Origin of the sequence: Acetobacter sp. DsW_059, from assembly GCF_002153695.1 — a bacterium.
Lineage (GTDB): Bacteria > Pseudomonadota > Alphaproteobacteria > Acetobacterales > Acetobacteraceae > Acetobacter > Acetobacter thailandicus.
Map to the genome: position 1 here is coordinate 1 of NZ_JOPI01000118.1, position 243 is coordinate 243.

The following is a 243-nucleotide window of genomic DNA, read 5'->3' on the forward strand; positions in this document are numbered from 1 at the left end:
TCCCACTGGAATCCAGTATCTGAGACGATGGCACGGCAGCGTTTGCCGTGGTAAGTGCGGTAGCGGCTGCACTTGAGGCTGTCGTTGCTGCTGAGCTGGCAGCATTAGCCGTTGTGACTGCTGCTGATGCGCTAGTGGCGGCTGCTGCAACTGCCGTGGTGTTAGACGCGACTGATGCCGCCAGATCACCAAGGGCTATAGTTGTTGAAGTGGTTGCACCTGACGGGGTGTATGTGGCTGTAG

The 243-nt window shown here is 58.0% G+C and carries 1 protein-coding gene; it reads left to right on the top strand.

The window, feature by feature from the left end:
- Positions 1 to 47 precede the first annotated feature (47 nt).
- A partial coding sequence (locus HK25_RS12890; protein WP_143296014.1) for a hypothetical protein occupies positions 48 to 243 on the top strand: 196 nt, incomplete at its 3' end.